The organism is Amycolatopsis sp. CA-128772, from assembly GCF_002904295.1.
Lineage (GTDB): Bacteria > Actinomycetota > Actinomycetes > Mycobacteriales > Pseudonocardiaceae > Amycolatopsis.
Map to the genome: position 1 here is coordinate 22833 of NZ_PPHG01000048.1, position 26078 is coordinate 48910.

Here is a 26078-nt window from a genome sequence, read left to right on the forward strand (position 1 = left end):
GGAAGAACATGTCCGCGCCGAACGAGCAGATCGTTGACGCACTGCGCGCCTCGCTGAAGGAGAACGTCCGCCTCCAGCAGGAGAACGCCGCACTCGCCGCGGCCGCCGCGGAGCCCATCGCGATCGTCTCCATGGCCTGCCGCTACGCCGGCGGGATCCGCGGCCCGGAGGACTTCTGGAAGGTCGTGTCCGAGGGCGCCGACGTCTACACCGGCTTCCCGGCCGACCGCGGCTGGGACGTCGAGGGCCTCTACCACCCGGACCCCGACAACCCGGGGACGACGTACGTGCGGGAGGGTGCCTTCCTGCACGACGCGGCCCAGTTCGACGCGGGTTTCTTCGGCATCTCGCCGCGCGAGGCCCTGGCCATGGACCCGCAGCAGCGGCAGCTGCTGGAAGTGTCCTGGGAGACCCTCGAACGCGCGGGCATCGACCCGCATTCGGTGCGCGGCAGCGACATCGGCGTCTACGCCGGGGTCGTGCACCAGGACTACGCCCCCGACCTCAGCGGGTTCGAAGGGTTCATGAGCCTGGAGCGGGCCCTGGGCACCGCGGGCGGCGTCGCGTCCGGCCGGGTCGCCTACACGCTCGGGCTCGAAGGCCCCGCCGTCACCGTCGACACGATGTGCTCGTCGTCGCTGGTCGCGATCCACCTCGCCTCGCAGGCCCTTCGCCGCGGCGAGTGCTCGATGGCCCTGGCCGGCGGCTCGACCGTGATGGCCACGCCGGGCGGGTTCGTCGGCTTCGCGCGGCAGCGGGCGCTGGCCTTCGACGGGCGCTGCAAGTCCTACGCCGCGGCCGCGGACGGCTCCGGCTGGGCCGAGGGCGTCGGCGTCCTGCTGCTGGAGCGCCTTTCGGTGGCGCGCGAGCGCGGGCACCAGGTCCTCGCCGTCATCCGCGGCAGCGCGGTGAACCAGGACGGCGCGTCCAACGGCCTCACCGCGCCGAACGGCCCGGCCCAGCAGCGGGTCATCCGCAAGGCCCTCGCCGGCGCCGGCCTGTCACCGTCCGATGTGGACACCGTGGAGGGGCACGGCACCGGCACGGTCCTCGGCGACCCGATCGAGGTGCAGGCGCTGCTGGCCACCTACGGGCAGGGCCGCGACCCGCGGCAGCCGCTGCTGCTCGGCTCGGTGAAGTCGATCGTCGGGCACACCCAAGGCGCGTCCGGCGTGGCCGGCGTGATCAAGATGGTCCAGTCGCTGCGGCACGGGAAGCTGCCGGCGACGCTGCACGTGGACGCGCCCACGCCGCAGGTCGACTGGTCGGCCGGCGCCGTCGAGCTGCTGACCGAGACCCGGGAGTGGCCGCGGGGCGACCACCCGCGCCGCGGCGGCATCTCGTCGTTCGGCGCCAGCGGCACCAACGCGCACATGATCCTGGAAGAGGCGCCCGAGGAAGAGCCGGCCGCCGGAGAACCGGCGCCCGCGGGCGTGGTCCCGCTGGTGGTGTCGGCGGCGACGGCGGCTTCGCTGGCCGCGCAGGCCGGTCGCCTGGCTGAGGTCGACGGCGTCCCCTTGGCGGACGTCGCCGGGACGCTGGTGTCCGGCCGCGCGATGCTCAGCGAGCGCGCGGTCGTCGTGGCCGAATCCCACGAGGAGGCCGTGACCGGGCTGCAGGCGCTGTCCCGCGGCGAAAGCGCGCCCGGCCTGCTCGTCGGCCGCGGCTCCGGTGCCCCGGGCAAGGTCGTGTGGGTCTTCCCCGGCCAGGGGACCCAGTGGGCCGGCATGGGCCGGGAGCTGCTGGACGCCTCGCCGGTGTTCGCCGCGCGGATCGCCGAGTGCGAGGCCGCGCTCGGGCGCTGGGCCGACTGGTCGCTGACCGACGTCCTGCGCGGCGACGCCGACCTGCTGGACCGCGTCGACGTGGTGCAGCCGGCGAGCTTCGCCGTGATGGTCGGGCTCGCGGCGGTGTGGGCGTCGCTCGGCGTCGAGCCCGAGGCCGTGGTGGGCCACTCGCAGGGCGAGATCGCGGCCGCGTGCGTGTCCGGGGCACTGACCCTGGAAGACGCGGCGAAGGTGGTCGCGTTGCGCAGCCAGGCGATCGCCGCCCAGCTGGCCGGCCGCGGCGGCATGGCCTCCGTGGCGTTGAGCGAAGAGGACGCGGCCGCGCGGATCGAGCCGTGGGCGGGCCGGGTCGAGGTCGCGGCGGTCAACGGACCGCGGTCGGTGGTGATCGCGGGCGACGCCGAGGCGCTGGACGAAGCCCTCGACGCCCTCGACGACCAGGGGGTCCGGATCCGGCGGGTGGCGGTGGACTACGCGTCCCACACCCGGCACGTCGAAGCCGCCCGCGACGCACTGGCCGAGATGCTCGGCGGAATCCGCGCGCAGGCCCCGGAAGTGCCGTTCTACTCGACCGTCACCGGCGGCTGGGTCGAAGACGCCGGCGTGCTGGACGGCGGCTACTGGTACCGGAACCTCCGCCGTCAGGTGCGGTTCGGCCCGGCCGTGGCCGCGCTGATCGAGCAGGGGCACCGGGTGTTCGTCGAGGTCAGCGCGCACCCCGTGCTGGTCCAGCCGATCAACGAGCTCGTCGACGACTCCGAAGCCGTCGTGACCGGGACGCTGCGGCGCGAGGACGGCGGCCTCCGGCGCCTGCTGGCCTCGGCGGCCGAGCTGTTCGTGCGCGGGGTGACCGTGGACTGGTCCGGCGTGCTGCCGCCGTCCCGGCGCGTCGAGCTGCCGACGTACGCCTTCGACCACCAGCACTACTGGCTGCAGCTGGGTGATTCGGCGACCGACGCCGTGTCGCTCGGCCTGGCCGGCGCCGACCACCCGCTGCTGGGTGCAGTCGTCCCGCTGCCGCAGTCCGACGGGCTCGTCTTCACCTCCCGGCTGTCGCTGCGGACGCACCCCTGGCTGGCCGGGCACGCGATCGGCGGGGTGGTGCTGATCCCGGGCACGGTGTACGTCGACCTCGCCCTGCGTGCCGGCGACGAGCTCGGCTTCGGCGTCCTGGAAGAGCTCGTGATCGAGGCGCCGCTGGTGCTGGCCGAGCGCGGCGGGGTCCGCGTCCAGGTTGCGGTGAGCGGGCCGAACGAGACCGGCTCGCGCGCGGTGGACGTCTTCTCCCAGCGGGACGACGCCGACGAGTGGACCCGGCACGCCACCGGTCTGCTCGGCGCGTCGACGTCCCGGGAACCGGGGCAGAGCTTCGACTTCGCCGCCTGGCCGCCCGCCGGGGCGGAGCCGATCGACGTCGGGACCTTCTACGCCGACCTGGTCGAGCGCGGGTACGCCTACAGCGGCGCGTTCCAGGGCATGCGGGCGGTGTGGCGGCGCGGCGACGAGGTGTTCGCCGAGGTCGCGCTGCCCGACGACCACCGCGAGGACGCCGGCAAGTTCGGCCTCCACCCGGCCCTGCTGGACGCGGCCCTGCACACGAACGCCTTCGCCAACCCCGGCGACGAGCGCAGCGTGCTGCCGTTCGCGTGGAACGGCCTGGTCCTGCACGCCGTCGGGGCGTCGGCGCTGCGGGTGCGGGTCGCCCCGGGCGGACCGGACGCGCTGACGTTCCAGGCCGCCGACGAGACCGGTGGCCTGGTCGTCACCATGGATTCGCTGGTGTCCCGCGAGGTCTCCACCGAGCAGCTGGAGACGGCGGCCGGCGAAGAGCGCGACTCGCTGTTCCAGGTCGACTGGGTCGGCGTGCCCGCGGCCGAAAGCGTGGCCGCGGACCACGCCGAGGTGCTCGAAGCCGCCGGCGGGGAGCCCTTGGAGCTGACCGGCCGGGTGCTGGAAGGCGTGCAGGCGTGGCTCGACAGCGCGGCCGAGGACGCCCGGCTCGTCGTGGTGACCCGCGGCGCCGTCCGCGAAGTGACCGACCCGGCCGGTGCCGCCGTGTGGGGCCTGGTGCGGGCCGCGCAGGCGGAGAACCCGGGCCGGATCATCCTGGTCGACACCGACGGTGACGTGCCGCTGGGTGCCGTGCTGGGCACCGGTGAGCCGCAGATCGCCGTGCGGGGCAACGCTTTCTCCGTCCCGCGGCTGTCCCGCGCGGCCGGCGAAGTGCCGGCCGCGCCCGCCGTGTTCAGTCCGGAAGGGACGGTGCTGCTCACCGGCGGCACCGGCTCGCTGGGCGGACTGGTGGCCAAGCACCTGGTCGCCCGGCACGGCGTCCGGCGCCTGGTGCTCGCGAGCCGTCGAGGGGTGGCCGCCGAAGACCTCCTCACGGAGCTGACCGGGCAGGGCGCGAGCGTGGCCGTGGTGGCTTGCGACGTCTCCGACCGCGACCAGGTGGCCGCGCTGCTGGCCGAACACCGCCCGACCGGCATCGTGCACCTGGCGGGCCTGCTGGACGACGGCGTCATCGGCGCCCTGAACCGGGACCGGCTGGCGGGCGTGTTCGCGCCCAAAGTCACGGCCGCCCTCCACCTCGACGAACTGACCCGCGACACCGATCTCGACGCCTTCGTCGTGTTCTCGTCCGCGGCCGCGCTGATGGGCTCGGCCGGCCAGGGCAACTACGCGGCGGCCAACGCCTTCCTCGACGGCCTGATGGCCGGCCGCCGCGCGGCGGGCCTGCCGGGCGTGTCACTGGCGTGGGGCCTGTGGGAGCAGGCCGACGGCCTGACCGCGCACCTCAGCGCGACCGACCAGGCCCGGATGAGCCGCGGCGGCGTGCTGCCGCTGACCCCGGCCGAGGCCCTGGACATCTTCGACATCGGCCTGGCCGCCGAGCAGGCGCTGCTGGTGCCGATCAAGCTCGACCTGCGAACCCTGCGCAGCCAGGCCACGGCCGGCGGCGAGGTCCCGCACCTGCTGCGCGGCCTGGTCCGCGCGAGCCGCCGCGTCGCGCGGTCCGCCGCCGCGAGCGGCGGCGGGGGCCTGGTCCGCAAGCTCGCCGGCCTGCCCGCGGCGGAGCAGGAAGGCGTGCTGCTGGGCATCGTCCAGGCCGAGGCGGCCGCCGTGCTCGGCTTCAACGCGCCCGAGCTGGCCCAGGGCACCCGCGGGTTCAGCGACCTCGGCTTCGACTCGCTGACCGCGGTCGAGCTGCGGAACCGGCTGAGCGCGGCGACGAGCGTCAAGCTGCCCGCCACGCTCGTCTTCGACTACCCGACGCCGGTCGCGCTCGCCCGGCACCTGCGTGAAGAGCTCGGCGAGACGGTCTCCGGCGCGCCCGCCGCACCGGTGACGACCACCGTCGCGGACGCGGGCGAGCCGATCGCCATCGTCGGGATGGCCTGCCGGCTGCCGGGCGGCGTGATGAGCCCTGACGACCTCTGGCGGATGGTCGCCGAAGGCCGTGACGGCATGTCGGCCTTCCCCGAGGACCGGGGCTGGGACCTGGAGGGCCTGTTCGACTCCGACCCGGAAACCCCGGGCACGGCCTACATCCGCCAGGGCGGGTTCCTGCACGAAGCCGCGCTGTTCGACCCCGGCTTCTTCGGCATCTCCCCGCGTGAGGCGCTGGCCATGGACCCGCAGCAGCGGCTGCTGCTGGAAGCGTCCTGGGAGGCCCTGGAGCGCGCGGGCATCGACCCGACGAAGGCCCGCGGCGACGCCGTCGGCGTGTTCTCCGGCGTCTCCATCCACGACTACCTCGAGTCCCTGAGCAACATGCCCGCGGAACTCGAAGGGTTCGTCACCACGGCTACCGCGGGCAGCGTCGCCTCGGGCCGCGTCTCGTACACCTTCGGCTTCGAGGGACCGGCGGTCACCGTGGACACGGCGTGCTCGTCGTCGCTGGTGGCGATCCACCTCGCGGCACAGGCGCTTCGGCAGGGCGAGTGCTCGATGGCCCTGGCCGGCGGGGTCGCCGTGATGGGGTCGCCGATCGGCGTCATCGGCATGTCGCGGCAGCGCGGGATGGCCGAGGACGGCCGGGTCAAGGCGTTCGCCGACGGCGCGGACGGGACCGTGCTGTCCGAAGGTGTCGGCATCGTCGTCCTCGAACGGCTTTCGGTGGCGCGCGAGCGCGGTCACCGGGTGCTGGCGGTCCTGCGCGGCAGCGCGGTCAACCAGGACGGCGCGTCCAACGGCCTGACCGCCCCGAACGGGCCGTCGCAGCAGCGGGTGATCCGCGCCGCGCTGGCCGGCGCCGGGCTGGCACCGTCCGAGGTGGACGCCGTGGAGGCGCACGGCACCGGGACCGCGCTGGGCGACCCGATCGAGGCGCAGGCGCTGCTGGCGACCTACGGCAAGAACCGCGAGACGCCGTTGTGGCTCGGGTCGCTGAAGTCGAACATCGGCCACACCCAGGCGGCCGCCGGTGTCGCGGCCGTCATCAAGATGGTCCAGGCGCTGCGGCACGACACGCTGCCGCCGACCCTGCACGTCCAGGAACCCACCAAGCAGGTGGACTGGACCGCGGGCGCGGTCGAGCTGCTGACCGAGGGCCGCGAGTGGGCGCGTAACGGCCACCCGCGCCGGGCCGGCGTCTCGTCGTTCGGCATCAGCGGCACCAACGCGCACCTCATCCTCGAAGAGGCCCCCGCCGGCGAGACCGCCGAAGCGGACGTGCCCGACGACGTGGTGCCCGTGGTGGTTTCCGCGCGCAGCACCGGTTCCCTGGCGGGCCAGGCCGGCCGGCTGGCGGCGTTCCTCGACGAGGACGTCCCGCTGACCCGCGTGGCCGGGGCGCTGCTGGCGACCCGCGCGACGCTGACCGACCGGGCCGTCGTCGTGGCGGGCTCGGCCGAGGAGGCCCGGGCCGGGCTGACCGCGCTGGCCCGTGGCGAGAGCGCGACCGGGCTGGTGACCGGCACGGCCGGGCTGCCCGGCAAGACCGTGTGGGTGTTCCCCGGCCAGGGGACGCAGTGGGCCGGGATGGGCCGGGAGCTCCTGGACGCGTCCCCGGTGTTCGCCGAGCGGATCTCCGAGTGCGCGGCCGCGCTGGAGCCGTGGATCGACTGGTCCCTTTTGGACGTGCTGCGCGGCGAGGGTGACCTGGATCGGGTCGACGTGCTCCAGCCGGCGTGTTTCGCGGTGATGGTGGGGCTGGCCGCCGTGTGGGCCTCGGTCGGCGTCGTGCCGGACGCCGTCCTGGGGCACTCCCAGGGCGAGATCGCCGCGGCCTGCGTGTCCGGTGCACTGTCCCTTGAGGACGCCGCGAAGGTGGTGGCGTTGCGCAGCCAGGCGATCGCGGCGGAGCTGTCCGGCCGCGGGGGCATGGCGTCCGTCCAGCTGAGCCACGACGAGGTCGCCGCGCGGCTCGCGCCGTGGGAGGGCCGCGTCGAGATCGCCGCCGTCAACGGCCCGTCGTCGGTGGTGATCGCGGGCGACGCCGAAGCGCTCACCGAGGCCGTCGAAGCCCTCGGCGGCCGGCGGGTGGCGGTGGACTACGCGTCCCACACCCGGCACGTCGAGGACATCCGCGACACGCTCGCCGAGACCCTCGCCGGGATCACCGCGCAGGCGCCGGTGGTGCCGTTCTGCTCGACCGTCTCCGGCGAGTGGATCACCGAAGCCGGGGTCGTCGACGGCGGCTACTGGTACCGGAACCTGCGCAACCGGGTCGGCTTCGGCCCGGCCGTCGCCGAGCTGATCGAGCAGGGCCACGGCGTGTTCGTCGAGGTCAGCGCCCACCCGGTGCTGGTCCAGCCGATCAGCGAACTCAGCGACGACGTCGTGGTCACCGGGACGCTGCGGCGCCAGGACGGCGGCCGGCGGCGGCTGCTGACCTCGATGGCCGAGCTGTTCGTGCGCGGTGTCCCGGTCGACTGGGCCACGATGGCGCCGCCCGCGCGCGTCGAGCTGCCGACCTACGCCTTCGACCACCAGCACTTCTGGCTCAGCCCGCCCGCCGCGGCCGACGCGCCCGCGCTCGGCCTGGCCGGGGCCAGCCACCCGCTGCTGGGGGCGGTGCTCCCGCTCCCGCAGTCCGATGGCCTGGTCTTCACCTCGCGGCTGTCGGTGCGGTCGCACCCGTGGCTGGCCGATGGCGTCCCGAGTGCCGCCCTCGTGGAGCTGGCCGTGCGGGCCGGTGACGAAGCCGGCTGCCCGGTCCTCGAGGACCTGACCGTCGAGACGCCGTTGGAGCTGCCCGGAACCGGTGGCTTGCGGGTGCAGGTCGTGGTGAGCGGCGAGCGCACGGTCGAGGTGTACTCGCAGCGCGAGGGCGACGAGGACTGGACCCGGAACGCCACCGGCCACCTGTCCGCCACGGCCCCGGCGCGCGAGCCCTTCGACTTCACCGTGTGGCCGCCGGCCGGCGCCCGGCAGGTCGATGGCACCTGGCGGCGCGGCGAGGAGATCTTCGCCGAGGTCGCCGTGCCGGAGGACGCCGGCGCGTTCGGCATCCACCCCCTGCTGCTGGACGCGGCCGTGCGTCCGGTCCTCACGGACGACGAACAGCCGGCGGAGTGGCACGGCCTGGTTCTGCACGCCGCGGGCGCCTCGGCCCTGCGGGTGCGGCTCGTGCCCGGGGTGTCCTTCGAAGCGGCGGACGAAACGGGTGGCCTGGTCCTCACCGCGGGTCCGGTGGTGGGCCGGGAACTCTCGGCCGGGAAGACCCGCGCCGGCTCGCTGTACCGGGTCGGCTGGACCGAGGTGTCCAGTGCGGACAGTGCGGTGCCGGCCGGGGTCGAGGTGCTCGAAGCCTTCGGCGGGGAACCCCTGGACCTGACCGCGCGGGTGCTCGAAGCCGTGCAGACGTTCCTCGCCGACGCAGGGGAGGAAGCCCGGCTGGTCGTGGTGACCCGCGGTGCCGTCCGCGACGTGACCGACCCGGCCGGAGCGGCCGTGTGGGGTCTGGTCCGGGCCGCGCAGGCGGAGAACCCCGACCGGATCGTCCTGCTCGACACGGACGGTGAAGTGCCGCTCGGCGCGGTCCTGGCGAGTGACGAGCCGCAGGTCGCGGTGCGCGGCGGGAAGTTCTTCGTGCCCCGCATCGCCCGTGCGGAGCACAGCGGGGAGCCCGTGTTCCGCCCGGACGGGACGGTCCTGATCTCGGGCGCCGGCGCGCTCGGCGGCCTGGTGGCCCGGCGTCTCGTGGAGCGCCACGGCGTGCGGAAGCTGGTGCTGGCGAGTCGTCGGGGGCCGGCCGCCGACGGCGTGGCCGACCTGGTCGCCGAGCTGGCCGCGGAAGTTTCGGTGGTGGCGTGTGACGTCTCCGACCGCGCTCAGGTGGCGGCCCTGCTCGACGAGCACCGGCCCACCGCCGTGGTGCACACCGCCGGCGTCATCGACGCGGGCGTCATCGGGACGCTCGACCGCGAGCGGCTGGCCACGGTGTTCGCCCCGAAGGTCGACGCGGTCCGCCACCTCGACGAACTCACCCGGGACCGGGACCTCGACGCCTTTGTCGTCTATTCCTCGGTGTCCGCGGTGTTCATGGGCGCGGGCAGTGGCAGCTACGCCGCGGCGAACGCGTTCCTGGACGGCCTGATGGCCCACCGCCGGGCGGCGGGCCTGCCGGGCCTGTCGCTGGCGTGGGGCCTCTGGGACCAGAGCACCGGCATGGCGGCCGGCACCGACGAGGCCACCCGGGCCCGGATGAGCCGCCGCGGCGGCCTGCAGATCATGACGCAGGCCGAGGGCATGGACCTGTTCGACGCCGCTCTGGGCTCGAGCGAGCCGCTGCTGGTACCGGCCAAGCTGGACCTGCGCGGGGTGCGCGCCGACGCCGCCGCGGGCGGGGCCGTGCCGCACATGCTGCGCGGCCTGGTCCGGGCCGGCCGGGCGCAGGCCCGCACGGCGTCCACTGTGGACGGCGGGCTGGCCGGCCGGCTGGCCGGGCTGAGCGCGGGCGACCAGCTCACCCTGCTCCTGGACCTGGTCCGCGCGGAGGTCGCGGCCGTGCTCGGGCACGCCGACGCGAACGCCGTCCGCGTCGACACGGCGTTCAAGGACGCCGGCTTCGACTCGCTGACCGCGGTCGAGCTGCGCAACCGGATGCGGACGGCCACCGGCCTGAAGCTGCCCGCGACGCTGGTCTTCGACTACCCGAACCCCCAGGCCCTGGCCCGGTTCCTGCGCGAGGAACTCGGCGGTGCGGCGGAGACGCCGGTGACCGCGACGGCCGCGCCGGCCGACCTCGGCGAGCCGATCGCCATCGTCGGCATGGCCTGCCGCCTGCCCGGCGGCGTCGCCGGGCCCGAGGACCTGTGGCGGCTGGTGTCCGAACGCCGGGACGCGGTGTCGGATTTCCCCACCGACCGCGGCTGGGACCTGGAGAAGATCTACGACCCGGACCCGGCGCGCCCGGGCAAGACCTACACCCGGCACGGCGGCTTCCTGCACGAGGCGGGCCTCTTCGACGCGGGCTTCTTCGGCATCTCGCCGCGCGAGGCGGTCGCCATGGACCCGCAGCAGCGGCTGCTGCTGGAGACGTCCTGGGAGGCGATGGAAGACGCCGGCGTCGACCCGCTCGCGTTGAAGGGCAACGACGTCGGGGTGTTCACCGGCATGTTCGGCCAGGGTTACGTCGCCCCCGGCGACAGCGTCGTCACCCCGGAGCTGGAGGGCTTCGCGGGCACCGGCGGCTCGTCGAGCGTGGCGTCCGGCCGCGTGTCGTACGTGTTCGGCTTCGAGGGCCCGGCCGTGACGATCGACTCGGCGTGCTCGTCTTCGCTGGTCGCGATGCACCTGGCCGCCCAGTCGCTGCGGCAGGGCGAATGCTCGATGGCGCTGGCCGGCGGCGCGACCGTGATGGCGAACCCCGGCGCGTTCGTGGAGTTCTCGCGGCAGCGCGGCCTCGCCGTCGACGGGCGCTGCAAGGCGTTCGCCGCGGCGGCCGACGGCACCGGCTGGGCCGAGGGCGTCGGCGTGGTCGTCCTGGAGCGGCTGTCGGTGGCGCGCGAACGCGGCCACCGGATCCTGGCCGTGCTCAGCGGCAGCGCGGTCAACTCCGACGGCGCGTCCAACGGCCTCACCGCGCCGAACGGTCCCTCGCAGCAGCGGGTGATCCGCCGGGCGCTGGTGAACGCCGGGCTGGCACCGTCCGATGTGGACGTCGTCGAGGGCCACGGCACCGGGACCACCCTGGGTGACCCGATCGAGGCGCAGGCCCTGCTGGCCACCTACGGCAAGGACCGCGACCCGGAGAAGCCGTTGTGGCTCGGTTCGCTGAAGTCGAACATCGGTCACGCGCAGGCCGCGGCGGGGGTCGCGGGCGTGATCAAGATGGTCCAGGCGCTCCGGCACGAGGTGCTGCCGCCGACCCTGCACGTCGACCAGCCGACGCCCGAGGTGGACTGGTCGGCCGGGGCGGTCGAACTGCTGACGGAGGCCCGTGAGTGGCCGCGCAACGGCCGTCCGCGCCGGGCCGGGGTGTCCGCGTTCGGCGTCAGCGGCACGAACGCGCACCTCATCCTGGAGGAGGCCCCCGCCGAAGAGCCGGTGCCCACGCCCGAGGTGCCCGTGGTGCCGGTGGTGGTTTCCGCGCGGAGCACGACAGCGCTGGCCGGTCAGGCCGGCCGCCTCGCCGGGTTCGTGGCGGGCGACGCGCCCCTGGCCGGGGTGGCCCGGGCGCTGGTGACCAACCGGGCCGCGTTGACCGAGCGCGCGGTCGTGGTGGCCAGCTCCCGCGAGGAAGCCGTGACGGGCCTGGAAGCGCTGGCCCGCGGGGAAGACACCGCCGCGGTGGTCACCGGCCGGGCCGGCTCGCCCGGCAAGGTCGTGTGGGTGTTCCCGGGCCAGGGCGCGCAGTGGGCCGGCATGGGCCGCGAGCTCCTGGAGGCTTCGCCGGTGTTCGCCGAGCGGGTCGCCGAATGCGCGGCCGCGCTGGAACCGTGGGTCGACTGGTCGCTGCTCGACGTGCTGCGCGGCGAGGCCGACCTGCTGGACCGGGTCGACGTGGTGCAGCCCGCGAGCTTCGCGGTGATGGTCGGCCTCGCCGCGGTGTGGCAGTCGGTCGGCGTCCGGCCGGATGCCGTGGTCGGGCACTCGCAGGGCGAGATCGCGGCGGCGTGCGTGTCGGGGGCGTTGTCGCTGCAGGACGCGGCGAAGGTCGTCGCGTTGCGCAGCCAGGCGATCGCCACCCGGCTGGCCGGCCGCGGCGGCATGGCGTCGGTCGCGTTGACCGAAGAAGACGCCACCGCGTGGCTGGCGCCGTGGGCCGACCGGGTTCAGGTGGCCGCGGTCAACAGCCCGTCCTCCGTGGTGATCGCCGGGGAAGCCCGGGCCCTCGACGAGGTCGTCGAAGCGCTGTCCGGTCAGGACGTCCGCGTCCGGCGGGTGGCCGTGGACTACGGGTCCCACACCAACCAGGTCGAAGCCATCGAGGACCTCCTCGCCGAGACCCTGGCCGGCGTCGAGGCGCAGGCGCCGGCGGTGCCGTTCTACTCCACGGTCAACGGCGGCTGGATCACCGGAGCCGGGGTCGTCGACGGCGGCTACTGGTACCGGAACCTGCGCAACCGGGTCGGCTTCGGCCCGGCCGTCGCCGCCCTCGCCGAGCAGGGTCACGGCGTGTTCGTCGAGGTCAGCGCCCACCCGGTGCTGGTCCAGCCGCTCAGCGAACTCAGCGACGACGCGGTGGTGACCGGGTCGCTGCGGCGGGACGACGGCGGCCTGCGCCGCCTGCTGACGTCGATGGCCGAGCTGTTCGTGCGGGGCGTCCCGCTCGACTGGACGGCGGTCCTGCCGACCGCGGCCGGCCGGGTCGACCTGCCCAAGTACGCCTTCGAGCATCGGCACTACTGGCTCCGGCCCGCCGAGTCCGCGACCGACGCGGCTTCGCTGGGCCAGGCGGCCGCCGACCACCCGCTGCTGGGCGCGGTCGTCGAGCTGCCGCAGTCCGACGGTCTCGTCTTCACCTCGCGGCTTTCGGTGCGGACGCACCCGTGGCTCGCCGACCACGCGGTCGGCGGCGTGGTGCTCCTGCCCGGCTCCGGGCTGGCCGAACTGGCCGTGCGGGCCGGTGACGAGGCCGGGTGCACCGCGCTCGACGAACTGGTCATCGAGGCCCCGCTGGTCGTGCCCGCCCAGGGTGGTGTCCGGGTGCAGGTCGCGCTGAGCGGCCCGGACGAGACCGGCGTGCGCACGGTGAACGTCTACTCCCAGCGCGACGGCGGCACCGGGAGCTGGACGCGGCACGCCACCGGCCTGCTGTCGTCGGCGCCCGCCGAGGACACCGGCTTCGACTTCCACGCCTGGCCGCCCGCGGGTGCCGAACGCGTCGACGTCGAGACGTTCTACGCCGACCTGGCCGAGCGTGGCTACGGCTACGGGCCGGCCTTCCGGGGCCTGCGTGCGGTGTGGCGGCGAGACGAGGAAATCTTCGCCGAAGCCGCCCTGCCCGAGGACGTCGGCAAGGAGGCGGGCCGGTTCGGCGTCCACCCGGCGCTGCTCGACGCGGCCCTGCAGGCGGCGACGGTCGGTGGCGGGGACGAGCCCGGCGAACCGGTGCTCGCGTTCGCCTGGAACGGCCTGGTCCTGCACGCCGCGGGTGCTTCCGCGCTGCGGGTCCGGCTCGCGCCGAGCGGCCCGGACGCGCTGGCCGTGGCCGCCGCCGACGAGACCGGCGGGCTGGTGCTGACCATGGAATCGCTGGTGTCGCGGCCGGTCTCGGCCGGGCAGCTGGGTGCCGCGGCCGACGCGGGCCACGACGCGATGTTCCGCGTCGACTGGACCGAGCTGCCTTCGGTGCCCCGCGCGGAGCAGCCGGCGTGGGCGCAGGTGGACACCGCCGACGACGTCGTGGCCCTGGCGGAGAAGGCGGACGCGCCACCGGTGGTGGTCTGGGAAGCCACCGGAGACACGGCGCTGGCCGTCAGCTCCCGGGCCCTCGAAATCGTGCAGGTGTGGCTGGCCGCGGCCGCGCTCGAGGAGTCGCAGCTGGTCGTGACGACCCGTGGTGCGGTACCCGCCGGGGGCGACCACACGCTGACCGACCCGGCCGCGGCGGCGGTGTGGGGCCTGGTCCGGTCCGCCCAGGCGGAACACCCGGACCGGATCGTCCTGCTGGACACCGACGGCGAGGTTCCGCTGGATGTGGTGCTGGCCTCCGGTGAACCGCAGCTCGCGGTGCGCGGCCCGGCGGTCTTCGTGCCCCGGCTGGCCCGCGCCACCCGGACCGCGGACGCGCCCGTCGCGTTCGGCCCGGACGGGACGGTGCTGGTGTCCGGCGCCGGCTCGCTGGGCGCGCTGGTGGCCCGGCACCTGGTGACGCAGCACGGCGTGCGCCGGCTGGTGCTCGCCAGCCGCCGGGGCCCGGCCGCCGAGGGCGCGGCCGACCTGGTCGAGGAACTGGCCGAGGCCGACGTGTCCGTCGTGGCCTGTGACGTCTCCGACCGCGAGCAGGTGGCGGCGTTGCTCGCGGCCGTGCCCGACCTGACCGCGGTGGTGCACACGGCCGGCGTCTTCGAGGACGGCGTGATCGACGCGCTGACCCCGGAGCAGCTGGCGCACGTGTACGCGGCGAAGGTCGACGCGGTCCGCCACCTCGACGAGCTGACCCGCGACCGCGACCTCGGCGCGTTCGTCGTGTTCTCCTCGGTCGCCGGCGTCATGGGCGGCGGTGGCCAGGGCCCGTACGCGGCGGCCAACGCCTTCCTGGACGCGGCGATGGCGAACCGCCGGGCCGCCGGCCTGCCGGGCCTCTCCCTGGCCTGGGGCCTCTGGGAACGCAGCAGCGGCATGGCCGCCCACCTCAGCGAGATCGACCACGCGCGGGCCGGCCGCAACGGCGTGCTCGAACTGAGCCGGGCCGAGGGCCTGGCCCTGTTCGACCTCGCCCTGCGGACGGACGAGGCCCTGCTCGTGCCAATCAAGCTCGACCTGGCGGCGATGCGCTCGGGCCCGGTCGGCGTCCTGTTCCGCGGCCTGGTCCGGCCGAGCCGGACGCAGGCGCGCCAGGCGTCCACTGTGGACACCGGACTGGCCGCCCGGCTGGCCGGGCTCGACCCGGCCGACCGCGAGGCGCTGCTCGTCGACCTGGTCCGCGGCCAGGTCGCGGTGGTGCTCGGCTACGACGGGCCGGCGGCGGTCCGCCCGGACACGGCGTTCAAGGACACCGGCTTCGACTCGCTGACGTCGGTGGAACTGCGCAACCGGCTGCGCGAGGCGACCGGGCTGAAGCTGCCCGCCACGCTCGTCTTCGACTACCCCAACCCGCTGTCCGTCGCCCGCTACCTGGGCGCGCGGCTGGTCCCGGAAAGCAACGGGCACAACGGGAACGGGCACGGGGACGGCCGGCTGCGGCAGGTGTTCGCGGCCGAGGACGCGGGCGAGGAGCGGTCGATCGCCGACCTGGGCGTCGACGACCTCGTGCAACTGGCTTTCGGCGACGAGTGATTGGGGCAAGTGGTGAGTGCGTCGTATGAAAAGGTCGTCGAGGCGCTGCGGAAGTCGCTCGAAGAGGTCGGCACGCTGAAGAAGCGGAACCGCCGCCTGGAAGGCGCGTCCCGCGAGCCGATCGCCATCGTCGGCATGGCCTGCCGGCTGCCCGGCGGCATCAGCGGTCCCGCGGATCTGTGGCGGCTGGTCTCCGAAGGCGGCGACGCGGTTTCGGGCTTCCCCACCGACCGCGGCTGGGACCTGGACACCCTGTTCGACCCGGACCCGGACCACCCGGGCACGTCCTACGTCAGCCAGGGCGGCTTCGTGCACGACGCCGGGCTGTTCGACGCGGGGTTCTTCGGCATCTCGCCGCGGGAGGCCCTCGCCATGGACCCGCAGCAGCGGCTCCTGCTGGAGACCTCGTGGGAGGCGTTCGAGAACGCCGCCGTCGACCCGACGTCGCTGAAGGGCGCCGACGTCGGCGTGTTCGTCGGCGCCGCCCCGCAGGGGTACGGCTCCGGGCCGATCGGGCCGGAGATGCAGAGCTTCGCGGGCACCGGGGTGGCGTCGAGCGTCGCCTCGGGCCGGCTGTCCTACGTGTTCGGCTTCGAGGGGCCGGCGGTCACCATCGACACCGCGTGCTCCTCGTCGCTGGTGACGATGCACCTGGCCGCGCAGGCCCTGCGGCAGGGCGACTGCTCGATGGCGCTGGCCGGCGGCGCGATGGTCATGTCGAGCACCAACTCCTTCGTCGTGTTCTCGCGGCAGCGCGGCCTGGCGGCGGACGGCCGGTGCAAGGCGTTCGCCGACGCCGCCGACGGGATGGGCATGGCCGAGGGCGTCGGCCTGGTGGTCCTCGAACGGCTTTCGGTGGCGCGGGAACGCGGGCACCGGGTGCTGGCCGTGCTGCGCGGCAGCGCGGTGAACCAGGACGGTGCTTCGAACGGCCTGACCGCGCCGAACGGCCCCTCACAGCAGCGGGTGATCCACAGCGCGCTCGCCGGGGCCGGCCTGGCACCGTCCGATGTGGACGTCGTGGAAGGCCACGGGACCGGCACCGCGCTGGGTGACCCGATCGAGGCGCAGGCGCTGCTCGCCACCTACGGGCAGGACCGCGAGCCGGACCGCCCGCTGTGGCTGGGCTCGCTGAAGTCGAACATCGGCCACGCGCAGGCCGCGGCGGGTGTCGCGAGCGTGATCAAGGTGGTGCAGGCGCTGCGGCACGGCGTCCTGCCGGCCACCCTGCACGTCGACGCGCCCAGTTCGGCGGTGGACTGGTCCGAGGGCGCGGTGGAACTGCTGACCCAGGCGCGGGCGTGGCCGCGGACGGACCGGCCGCGCCGGGCCGGCGTGTCGTCGTTCGGCGTCAGCGGGACGAACGCGCACCTGATCCTCGAAGAAGCACCCGAAGAAGCACCCGAAGAACCCGCCGGCGAGGTGGCGCCCGACGGCCTGGTGCCGCTCGTGGTTTCGGCCCGCAGCACCGGTTCCCTGGCCGGGCAGGCGGCTCGCCTGGCCGGGTACCTCGAGGAGTCCGGGACGCCGCTGGCCGCGGTCGCCGGGGCGGCGGTGGCGGGCCGGGCGGTCCTGGACGAGCGGGCCGTCGTGGTGGCGGACACCCGGGACGAGGCCGTCTCGGGGCTGACCGCGCTGGCCCGCGGGGAAGACACGGCCGGGGTGGTCACCGGCCGGGCGGGCGCGCCGGGGAAGGTCGTGTGGGTGTTCCCCGGGCAGGGGACCCAGTGGGCCGGCATGGGCCGGGAACTCCTAAACGCCTCGCCGGTGTTCGCCGCGCGGATCGACGAGTGCGCGGCCGCGCTGGACCCGTGGACCGACTGGTCGCTGCTGGACGTCCTGCGCGGCGAGGCCGATCTGCTCGACCGGGTCGACGTGCTGCAGCCCGCGTGCTTCGCGGTGATGGTCGGGCTGGCCGCGGTGTGGCGGTCGGTGGGTGTCCGCCCGAACGCCGTGGTCGGGCACTCCCAGGGCGAGATCGCGGCCGCGTGTGTGTCGGGCGCGCTGTCGCTGGAGGACGCCGCGAAGGTCGTGGCGCTGCGCAGCCAGGCCATCGCGGCCCGGCTGTCCGGCCGGGGCGGGATGGCGTCGGTCGCGTTGAGCGAAGAAGACGCGGCCGCCCGGGTGGCGCTGTGGGACGGCCGGGTCGAGGTGGCCGCGGTCAACGGACCCGCTTCGGTCGTCATCGCCGGTGAGGCCCAGGCCCTGAACGAATGCCTGGAGGTACTGGCCGGCGACGGCGTCCGGGTCCGCCAGGTCGCGGTGGACTACGCCTCGCACACCCGGCACGTCGAAGACATCGAGGAGACCCTCGCCGAGGCGCTCGACGGGATCCGGGCGCAGGCGCCGGCCATCCCGTTCCACTCGACCGTCACCGGTGAGCCGATCACCGAAGCCGGGGTGCTGGACGGCGGGTACTGGTACCGGAACCTGCGCAACCAGGTCCGGTTCGGCCCGGCCGTCGCCGCCCTCGTCGAGCAGGGCCACGGCGTGTTCGTCGAGGTCAGCGCGCACCCGGTGCTGGTGCAGCCGATCAGCGAACTCACCGACGCGGTCGTCACCGGAACCCTGCGGCGCGACGACGGCGGCCGGCGGCGGCTGCTCACGTCGATGGCCGGGCTGTTCGTCCACGGGGTGCCCGTCGACTGGGCCACGATGGCGCCGCCCGCGCGGGCCGACCTGCCGACCTACGCCTTCGACCACCAGCACTACTGGCTCCCGTCCACCGAAACGGCGTCCGACGCGACGGCACTGGGCCAGGCGAAGGCGGACCACCCGCTGCTGAGCGCGGCGGTGCGGCTGCCGCAGTCGGACGGGCTGGTCTTCACGTCGTTGCTGTCGCTGCGGTCGCACCCGTGGCTGGCCGACCACGCGATCGGCGAGGTGGTGCTGTTCCCGGGCACCGGCCTGGTCGAGCTGGCCGTGCGGGCCGGGGACGAGGTCGGCTGCCCGGTGCTGGAGGAGCTCGCGACGCAGACCCCGGTCGTCGTGCCCGGACACGGCGGGGTGCGGATCCAGGTCGCGGTGGGCGGGCCCGGCGAAACCGGCGCCCGCACGGTCGAGATCTACTCCCAGCCCGAGGACGGCGGGGAGGAGTGGACGCGGCACGCCACCGGCACCCTGTCCGCGACGCCGGTCGCGGCCGCGGGCTTCGACTTCACCGCGTGGCCGCCGCCGGACGCGGAACCGGTCGAGGTCGGGGACTTCTACACCGGCCTGATCGAGCGCGGATACGCGTACGGGCCGGCTTTCCAGGGTGTCCGCAACGTGTGGCAGCGCGGTGAAGAGGTCTTCGCCGAAGTCGCCCTGCCCGAGGAGCTGCGGGAAGACGCCGCCGCGTACGGCCTGCACCCCGCGCTGCTGGACGCGGCCCTCCAGACCGGAACCATCGCCGCCGCGGCGGCCGGGGAACCCGGGCGGTCGGTGATGCCGTTCGCGTGGACCGGGCTCGCACTGCACGCGGTGGGCGCGGCGGCGCTGCGGGTCCGGCTCGTGGCCGGCCCGGCGTCGATGACCGTCGAGGCGGCCGACGAAACCGGCGGCCCGGTGCTGTCGATGGATTCCCTGGTCCTGCGGGAGGTCTCCACCGAACAGCCGGCGACGCACGCCGGTTCGCTGTACGAGGTGGTCTGGACCGAGCTGCCCGCGGTCGCCGCCGGGCCGGCGCCGTCGTGGGCGGCGGTCGCCACCGCCGGCGACGTGACGGCCCTGACCGACGTCCCCGCGGCCGCGGTGCTGGCGGCGGCCGGCGACGGCGACGCACTGACCCTGACCTCGCGGGTCCTGTCGGTCGTGCAGGAGTGGCTGCAGGCCGAACACGACGAGTCCCGGCTGGTGGTCGTCACGCGGGGGGCGATGCCCGCGGGCGACGGCGTGGTGACCGACCCGGCCGCGTCGGCGGTGTGGGGCCTGGTGCGGGCCGCGCAGACCGAGAACCCGGACCGGATCGTGCTGCTGGACCTCGATCCCGCGGACGGCGCCGGGCCGGAAGCGGTGCTGGGCGCGGTGCTGGCGACCGGCGAACCGCAGATCGCGGTGCGCGGGACGACGTTCTCCGTGCCCCGCCTGGCCCGGGTCACCGTCCCGGCGGCGGACCCGCCGGCCGGGTTCGGCCCGGACTCGACGGTGCTGGTTTCCGGCGGCGGGACGCTCGGCGCGCTCGCGGCCCGCCACCTGGCCGGCCGGCACGGGGTGCGCCGCCTGGTGCTGGCCAGCCGCCGGGGCCGGGAGGCCGACGGGGTGGCGGAGCTGGTCGCCGAGCTCGCCGGGCTGGGCGCCGACGTGGCCGTGGCCGCCTGCGACGTCTCCGACCGGGAACAGACGGCGACCCTGCTCAAGGAGCACCGGCCGACCGCGATCGTGCACACGGCGGGCGTGTTCGACGCCGGCGTCGTCGGGGCGCTGACCCCGGAGAAGCTGGCCAAGGTGTTCGCCCCGAAGGTCGACGCGGCGGCCAACCTCGACGAGCTGACCCGCGACCTCGACCTCGACGCCTTCGTCGTCTACTCGTCCGCCTCCTCGATCTTCATGGGCGCGGGCAGCGGCGGCTACGCGGCCGCGAACGCGTTCCTGGACGGGCTGATGGCGAGCCGGCGGGCGGCGGGCCGGCCGGGCCAGTCGCTGGCCTGGGGACCGTGGCAGCAGCTGACCGGCATAGCCGGCACGATCGACGACCTCACGCTGAGCCGGATGAGCCGGCGCGAGGGCCGCGGCGGTGTCGGCGGGCTCGGCGCCGAGGACGGCATGGAGCTGTTCGACGCCGCCCTCGTGTCGGGCCGGGCGTTGCTCGTGCCGGTCGAACTGGACCTGCGGGAGGTCCGCGCCGACGCGGCGACCGGCACCTCGGTGCCGCCGCTGCTGCGGGGGCTGGTCCGGGCGGGCCGGCAGCAGGCCCGGGCGGCGGCCGGCGGCGGCGACGGCTTGGCCGGCCGGCTGGCCAAGCTCGCTCCGGCGCAGCAGGAAGCGCTGCTGCTGGACGTGGTGCGCACCCAGGTCGCGGTCGTGCTCGGGCACGCCGGCGCCGGGGCCGTCCGGGCGGACACGGCGTTCAAGGACTCCGGGTTCGACTCGCTGACGTCGGTGGAACTGCGCAACCGGCTGCGGGACGCGACCGGCTTGAAACTGCCCGCGACGCTGGTGTTCGACCACCCGACGCCGCAGGCGCTCGCCCGGCACCTGCGTGCCGGACTCGCCGTCGGCGAGGTGTCCGCGACCGATTCGGTGCTGGCCGGGCTCGCCGGTCTGGACGCGGTGATCGGGGCGGCCGCCGGCGACGCGGCGGCGCGGGACCGGATCACCGTCCGCCTGAAGGAGCTGCTGACCGCGGCGGAGACGGCGGGCCGGGACGCGGGTGCGGCCGACGAGGACCTCGACACCGCCAGCGACGAGGAGCTCTTCGCGCTCGTCGACGGGCTCAACTGACAGACATCTTCCAGGGAGCTGAGTTCAGTGGCCGATGAGACACAACTCCGCGATTACCTCAAGCGGGCGATCGCGGACGCCCGCGACGCCCGCAAGCGGCTGCGTGAGGTCGAGGACGACGCCCGCGAGCCGATCGCCATCGTCTCCATGGCGTGCCGGTACCCCGGCGGCGTGTCGACGCCCGAACAGCTGTGGCAGCTGGTGGCCGACGGCGTCGACGCCGTCGCCGACTTCCCCGCCGACCGCGGCTGGGACCTGGACAGCCTGTTCGACTCGGACCCCGACCGCGCCGGGACGTCGTACACGAGCCAGGGCGGGTTCCTGCAGGGCGCCGGGCTGTTCGACGCGGGGCTGTTCGGCATTTCGCCGCGCGAGGCCGTCACCATGGACCCGCAGCAGCGGCTGCTGCTGGAGACGTCCTGGGAGGCCCTCGAACGCGCCGGCGCCGACCCGCTTTCCCTGAAGGGCAGCGAAGTCGGGGTGTTCTCCGGCCTGTCCACGCAGGGCTACGGCGCCGGCGGCGGCGTGGTCCCGCCGGAGGCGGAAGGCTTCGCGGGAACGGGCGCGGCGACGTGCATCGCGTCCGGCCGGGTGTCCTACACCTTCGGGTTCGAGGGACCGGCCGTCACGATCGACACCGGGTGCTCGTCGTCGCTGGTCGCCATGCACCTCGCGGTGCAGGCCCTCCGGCAGGGTGACTGCTCGATGGCCCTGGCCGGCGGCGCGATGGTGATGGCGACGCCCGGCTCGTTCCGCTCGTTTTCGCGGCAGCGGGCGCTCGCTGCGGACGGCCGCTGCAAGGCGTACGCCGAAGGCGCGGACGGCACCGGGCTGGCCGAAGGCGTCGGCGTGGTCGTGCTGGAGCGGCTGTCGGTGGCCCGCGAGCGCGGGCACCGGGTGCTCGCGGTGATCCGCGGCAGCGCGGTCAACCAGGACGGCGCGTCCAACGGCCTGACTGCGCCGAGCGGCCCGGCGCAGCAGCGGGTGATCCGCAGCGCGCTGGCGAACGCCGGGCTGGCACCGTCCGAAGTGGACGTCGTGGAGGGCCACGGGACCGGCACCGCGCTGGGCGACCCGATCGAGGCCAACGCCCTGCTGGCCACCTACGGCAAGGACCGCGACCCGGCGAAGCCGCTGTGGCTGGGGTCGCTGAAGTCGAACATCGGCCACACGCAGGCGGCGGCCGGCGTCGGCGGCGTGATCAAGATGGTGCAGGCGCTGCGGCACGGCGTGCTGCCCCCGACGCTGCACGCGGACGAGCCCACCAAGGAAGTGGACTGGTCGGCGGGCGCGGTCGAGCTGCTGACCGAGGCCCGGGAATGGTCGGCCGACGGCCGCCCGCGCCGGGCCGCGATCTCCTCCTTCGGGATCAGCGGGACCAACGCGCACGTCATCCTGGAAGAGGTCGCCGAAGAGCTCGAAACCACGGAGACGGCCCCCGAGGGGCTGGTGCCGCTGGTGGTTTCGGCGCGCACCACCGCGTCCCTGACCGCACAGGCCGGGCGGCTCGCCGAGTACCTCGCCCAGGCCGACGTACCCCTGCCCGACGTGGCCGGGGCGCTGGCCGCGGGCCGGGCGGTGCTGGACAAGCGCGGTGTCGTGGTGGCCGGCGACCGCGAGGAAGCTATCGCGGGCCTGCGGGAAATCGCCGACGGCCACGGCGTCGCGGGCGACGGCGCCCGCGACGGCGGGATCGTCTTCGTGTTTCCCGGCCAGGGCACGCAGTGGGTCGGGATGGGCCGTGAGCTACTGGCCGAGTCGCCGGTGTTCGCGGCCCGGATGGCCGACTGCGACAAGGAAGTCGCCGCCTTGACCGGCTGGTCCGTGCTCGACGTCCTGCGCGGTGACGAGGGCCTGGAGCGCATCGAGGTCCTGCAGCCGGTGCTGTTCGCGGTGATGGTGTCGCTGGCCGCGGTGTGGGAAGCGGCCGGCGTCCGGCCCGATGCCGTGGTGGGTCACTCGCAGGGCGAGGTCGCGGCCGCGCACATCGCCGGGGTGCTGAGCCTGGCCGACGCGGCGCGCGTGGTCGTGCTGCGCAGCGACCTGTTCGCGCGGCGGCTGGTCGGCCACGGCGCGATCGCCTCCGTGGCGCTGTCCGCCGACGACGTCCGGGACCGGCTGGCCGGGTACCCGGGGCTGGGCATCGCCGGGCGCAACGGCCCCGGCGCGTGCACCGTGGCGGGCGACGACGAATCCCTGCACCGGTTCCTGGCCGAGTGCGCGGCCGCCGACGTGCGCGCCCGGATCGTGCCGAGCACGGTCGGTTCGCACACCGCCCAGGTCGAGCCGCTGCGGGACGAGCTGCTGGACCTGTTGAAGGACGTCCGGCCCGAGCCGGGCACGGTGCCGTTCTACTCGACCGTCAAGCCCGGCGTGCTCGACGGCGAACGCCTGGACGCCACGTACTGGTACGAAAACTGCCGGCAGATGGTCGATCTGCACGGCGCGGCCGACGCGCTCCTGGACGACGGGCACCGGTTCTTCGTCGAGGTCAGCCCGCACCCGGTGATGGTGCAGCCGATCACCGGCATCGTCGACGACGCCGGCGTGGACGCTGTCGTCGGCGGCTCGGTGCGGCGGCAGGACGGTGGCCTGCGCCGGTTCCTGACCTCGGCCGCGGAGCTGTTCGTCCGCGGGGTCGCGGTGGACTGGCGCGGCCTGCTGCCGGCCGTCGCGCCCGGCCGCGTCCCGCTGCCGACGTACGCGTTCGACCAGCAGCACTACTGGCTGGAGGCCGCCGGCGCGGACACCGACGCCGCCTCGCTGGGACAGGCGGCGGCCGAGCACCCGATGCTGGGCGCGGTCGTGTCGCTGCCGCGGTCCGCGGAAATCGTGTTCACCTCCCGGCTGTCGGTGCGGACGCACCCGTGGCTGGCCGGCCACGCGATCGGCGGGGCCGCGAGCGTGCCCGGCAGCGGCCTGGCCGAGCTGGCCGTGCGCGCCGGCGACGAGGCCGGCTGCTCGGTCCTCGAGGACCTGACGATCGAGACGCCGCTGGGCCTGCCCGAGGGCGGCGGGGTCCGGGTCCAGGTCGTGCTAAGCGGACCGGACGACCGCGGTGCCCGCACGGTGGAGATCTACTCCCGGGGCGACGGCGACGCGGACGAGTGGACCCGGCACGCCACCGGCACCCTGTCCGCGACGCCGGTGGCGGCCGCGGGCTTCGACTTCGCCGCGTGGCCGCCGTCGGGTGCGCAGCCGGTCGAGGTGGACCCCGGCCTGCTCTACGAGGACCTGGCCGAGCGCGGGTTCGGCTACGGGCCGGCGTTCCGGGGCCTGCGGGCGGTCTGGCGGCGGGGCGACGAGGTGTTCGCCGAACTCGCGCTGCCCGAGGACCTGCGGGAAGACGCCGCCGCGTTCGGCGTCCACCCGGCGTTGCTGGACGCGGCCCTGCACCCGGCCATGCTGACCGCCGACGGCGACCTGGACGACCAGGCCCTGCGGCAGGCGACCGGGTGGCGCGGGCTGGTGCTGCACGCCGCCGGTGCTTCGGCGCTGCGCGTGCGGCTGACGCCCGGTCCGGACGGCGTGTCGCTGGAGGCCGCGGACGGGACCGGGACCCCGGTCGTGTCGGTGGACTCCCTGGAACTGCGGCCGGTGTCCGGCGAGCACCTCCCGGCGGCTCCGGCGCGCGCGGGCTCGTTGTTCGAGGTCGGCTGGACCCCGCTGGCCGCGCCCGCCGGCCTGCCCGCCCCGCTGTGGGTGGAGGTGGCCGACGCGGACGCCGTTACGGCGTTCGCCGAAGACGTGCCGCCGGGTGCGGTGGCGGTCCTCGAAGCCACCGGCGGGTCCGGCGCGGGTGCCGTGCTGGAGCTGACCACCCGGGTGCTGGCCGTCACGCAGGCGTGGCTGGCCGCCCCGGACGCGGACTCGCGGCTGGTCGTGGTGACGCGCGGGGCGGTGGCGGCCGGCGGGAGCGCGGTGACCGACCCGGTGGCGTCGGCGGTCTGGGGCCTGGTGCGGGCCGCCCAGTCCGAGAACCCGGACCGGATCGTGCTGCTGGACCTCGACCCCGCGGTCGGCGACGGACTGGAGGCGGTGCTGGGTGGCGTGCTGATGACCGGGGAACCGCAGCTCGCGGTGCGTGAGGGAACCCTGTCCGTGCCGCGGCTGGCCCGGACCGGCGCGCAGCCGGCGGCGCCCGCGGTGTTCGGCCCGGACGGGACCGTGCTGGTCTCCGGGGCCGGGACACTGGGCGGGCTGGTGGCCCGGCACCTGGTCGAGCGGCACGGCGTGCGGCACCTGGTGCTGGCCAGCCGGCGCGGTCTCGACGCCGACGGCGCGAAGGACCTGGTCGCCGACCTCACCGCCCTGGGCGCCGACGTCTCGATGGCGGCCTGTGACGTGTCCGACCGCGACCAGGTGGCGGCCCTGCTGGCCGCCGTGCCGGCCGAGCACCCGCTGACCGGCGTGGTGCACACGGCGGGCGTGCTGGACGACGGCGTGATCGGGACGCTGACCGAGGACAAGCTGGCCCGGGTGTTCGCCCCGAAGGTCGACGCGGTGCGCCACCTCGACGAGCTGACCCGGGACATGGACCTCGGCGCGTTCGTCGTCTACTCGTCCGCCTCGGGCGTGCTGGGCGCGGCCGGGCAGGGCAACTACGCGGCGGCGAACGCCTTCCTGGACGGCCTGATGGCGAGCCGCCAGGCGGCCGGCCTCCCGGGCGTCTCGCTGGCCTGGGGCCTGTGGGAGCTGGCCACCGAGATGATCGCCCACCTCGGCGGGGTCGACAAGGCGCGGATGAGCCGCGGCGGCGTCCTGCCGATCACCGCGACCGAAGGCATGGACCTGTTCGACGCCGCGCTGGCGTCAGGGCAGCCGCAGCTGGTCCCGGTCAAGCTGGACCTGCGGGAGGTCCGGGCCGGCGCGAAGCACGGCGGCGCGATCCCGCCGCTGCTGCGCGGCCTGGTCCGGGCGGGCCGGCAGCAGGCGCGCACGGCGTCGGCCGGCGACGGCGAGCTGGTCCAGCGGCTGGCCGGGCTGGCCGCCGCGGAGCAGGAAGCCCTGCTCGTGGATCTGGTCCGTGAACGGGCGGCGGCCGTGCTCGGGCACGGCGGGTCCGAGGGTGTGCCGGCCGAGATGGCGTTCAAGGACGCCGGCTTCGACTCGCTGACGTCGGTGGAGCTGCGCAACCGGCTGCGTGAAGGCACCGGCTTGAAGCTGCCCGCCACGCTGGTCTTCGACTACCCGACCCCGCTGGTCCTCGCCCGGCACCTGCGGGCCGAACTCGGCGTCAGCGAAGACGCGCTGTCCCTGGTGCAGGCGAAGATCGAGGACGTCGAGTCCCTGATCAGCGGCCTGCGCCTCGACGAATCCATGAAGTCGAGCATCACGCTCCGCCTGCAGGGCCTGGTGGCGAAGTGCAACGGCGTGCTCGAAGAGGCGGGCGCCGCCACGGCGGCGGACCACCTGGAAGCCGCCTCCGCCGACGAGGTCCTCGAATTCATCCACGACGAGCTCGGGCTCGTCTGACCC

3 protein-coding genes are annotated in these 26078 nt (G+C 75.2%); all 3 read left to right on the top strand.

Annotated elements, in window-relative coordinates; genetic code table 11:
• Positions 1 to 8: 8 nt before the first annotated feature.
• From C2L59_RS17880 to C2L59_RS17890, 3 genes are read left to right on the top strand one after another with little or no spacing between them, the layout of a single operon-like run.
• Positions 9 to 15179 carry a type I polyketide synthase gene (locus C2L59_RS17880; protein WP_103350690.1) on the top strand — a complete coding sequence of 5057 codons (15171 nt, stop codon included), beginning with the start codon at positions 9 to 11 and terminating at the stop codon, positions 15177 to 15179.
• Positions 15180 to 15188: 9 nt separating this feature from the next.
• Complete coding sequence (locus tag C2L59_RS17885; RefSeq protein WP_103350654.1) at positions 15189 to 20600, top strand: type I polyketide synthase; 5412 nt, start codon at positions 15189 to 15191, stop codon at positions 20598 to 20600.
• 27 nt (positions 20601 to 20627) lie between these two features.
• Entirely contained in the window at positions 20628 to 26075 is a 5448-nt protein-coding gene (locus tag C2L59_RS17890; RefSeq protein WP_103350655.1) for a type I polyketide synthase, read from the top strand.
• Positions 26076 to 26078: the final 3 nt, after the last annotated feature.